The sequence below is a fragment of the Erysipelothrix urinaevulpis genome (assembly GCF_009828835.1).
In the GTDB taxonomy this organism is placed as follows: domain Bacteria; phylum Bacillota_I; class Bacilli_A; order Erysipelotrichales; family Erysipelotrichaceae; genus Erysipelothrix; species Erysipelothrix urinaevulpis.
The window spans coordinates 1-1,957 of the sequence record NZ_WTTB01000021.1; the positions used below are offsets into that span (position 1 = coordinate 1).

Annotated in this window: 2 protein-coding genes and 1 rRNA gene; all 3 read right to left on the minus strand. The window is 32.0% G+C overall.

The window, feature by feature from the left end; genetic code table 11:
* Nucleotides 1-212: 212 nt before the first annotated feature.
* A complete protein-coding gene (locus GVV10_RS09400) occupies nucleotides 213-1,130 on the minus strand; it encodes an aldo/keto reductase (protein WP_159522002.1) in 918 nt (305 codons plus the stop codon).
* 69 nt (nucleotides 1,131-1,199) lie between these two features.
* Nucleotides 1,200-1,649 (minus strand): GAF domain-containing protein, encoded by a 450-nt coding sequence (locus tag GVV10_RS09405; protein WP_159522004.1) that lies wholly within the window; start codon nucleotides 1,647-1,649, stop codon nucleotides 1,200-1,202.
* Nucleotides 1,650-1,868: 219 nt separating this feature from the next.
* A 5S ribosomal RNA gene (rrf, locus tag GVV10_RS09410) occupies nucleotides 1,869-1,957 on the minus strand; the annotation flags it as partial.

Below are 1,957 nucleotides of genomic sequence, written 5' to 3' on the forward strand. Positions count from 1 at the left end.
TTTTGTTATCTATTTCTGTTTGAAATTGACGTTTCCTGTTCAGTTTTCAAAGACCATTGCTGCGCTCCGTTTCCCGGTCAACGCTTGATTATAATACCATCCACATACTCCCTTGTCAACTCTATTTGCAAACTTTATTCATTTATTTTACTTTTGTTCAAAAAGCTATCTATTGTCAGGTTATTTTACGTATTATTTCAAAAAAACAAGGCTTAAGGGAGTTTATTCCCCGCTGCCTTGTACAGTTCATACCACTCGTTATGTGACAACTTAAATGTACCCGCTTTAGCAATTTTATTAATTCGACTTGGTGTCATTGACCCAACCAGTACTTGAATCTGAGCAGGATGTCTTAGAATCCAAGCTACTGCGATTGCTTCTTTCGAAACATCATATTTTTTTGCCATTTTTTCAAGACACATATTTAATTCTATAAACTCATCATTATCAATAAAGATAGATTCAAAATACCCACTATAAAACGGTGACCACGCTTGTAGAGTTTGATGATTTAACCTTGCGTATTCTATAATACCAGCGCCACGATATATTCCAGACTCATGATTCATGTTCACATTAAAGCCATGATCGATAAGATTAGTGTGTTTTAAACTAAATTGAACTTGATTTGCAATTAACGGGTAATCAACGCCGCTTTGCAGTAATTCCATTTGATATGCAGACTGGTTACTAACTCCAAACCATCTAACCTTACCACTTGCATGAAGTATTCTAAAAGCATCATTTACTTCGTTTGGTTCAACCAAAGCATCAGGTCTGTGTAAAAGTAGAACATCTAAATAATCAGTATTCAGTCTTTCCAAAATACCATCGACCGCTTTCAAGATATGATCTTTACTAAAATTAAATGTGCCATTATCAATACCACATTTAGATTGGATAATTATATCCTCTCGTTTAATTCCCAACTCTTTAATTGCTTGAGCAAAAATTTCTTCTGATTTCCCTTTTCCGTATATATCAGCATGATCAAAAAAATTAATACCATTTTGTAACGAAGCTTTAATGACTGCTTTTGCTTCATCGACCGTTTTATCAGCCATTCTCATGCATCCCAATCCAATTTCCGAAACCATTAAATTACTTGTACCCAATTTAATTTTCTTCATATTATCGCTCCTTTAATTTATTATAGCACCATAACCCCTTTAAACAATAAAATAAACGAGTATCCCCGTTTATTTTATTGTTTTTATATTTTCAATTAATATATTTACAATTGATTCCATGATTCTTTCATCCTCTTTTGTAAATCGATTGAATAAAGGCGAATCAATATCTAAAACACCAAAAGGTTTATCATCAATATAAATCGGCACCACTAATTCACTGTTAGATGCACTGTCACATGCAACATGACCTGGAAATTCATGAACATCTGGAACATTTAAAGTCTTTCTTTCAATAAGTGATGTACTACATACACCTTTTCCCGGATATAAGTGAATACAAGCTGGCTTGCCTTGAAAAGGACCCAAAATTAAATGATCATCTTTATAGAGATAAAATCCAACCCAATTTATATCTGTATAACTCATATTTATTAATGCAGATAAATTACTTAAATTTGCAATCAAATCGTTCTCATTTTTTATCAACTCAATCGCTTGTTTTTCTATTATAGTCATAAACACCCACCTTTCTCACATCTTATGATATTGATATTAGTTTTTCAATCATTTCTATTTTATACATTTTATCTTAATTCATAAATAAACAACATTGTAGAGTTTCTTTCACATTCTTTGAATGTATATTATCAATCAGCCTCAAATATTTATTGAAAAATAACTTAATTTTTTATGTATAAAAAAAAGGATAATCAAGTGAATGATTATCCTAAGTTTACCTGGCAATGAGCTAATTTCACTATGGCTAGCATAGCTATACTCGCCGCTAAAGTGCTTAACTTCTGTGTTCGGGATGGGAACAGGTG

Bases quoted from the DNA above. Each gene is read 5' to 3' on its own strand.
- GVV10_RS09400 (WP_159522002.1), bottom strand. From the start codon at position 1,130: ATGAAGAAAATTAAATTGGGTACAAGTAATTTAATGGTTTCGGAAATT.
- GVV10_RS09405 (WP_159522004.1), bottom strand. From the start codon at position 1,649: ATGACTATAATAGAAAAACAAGCGATTGAGTTGATAAAAAATGAGAAC.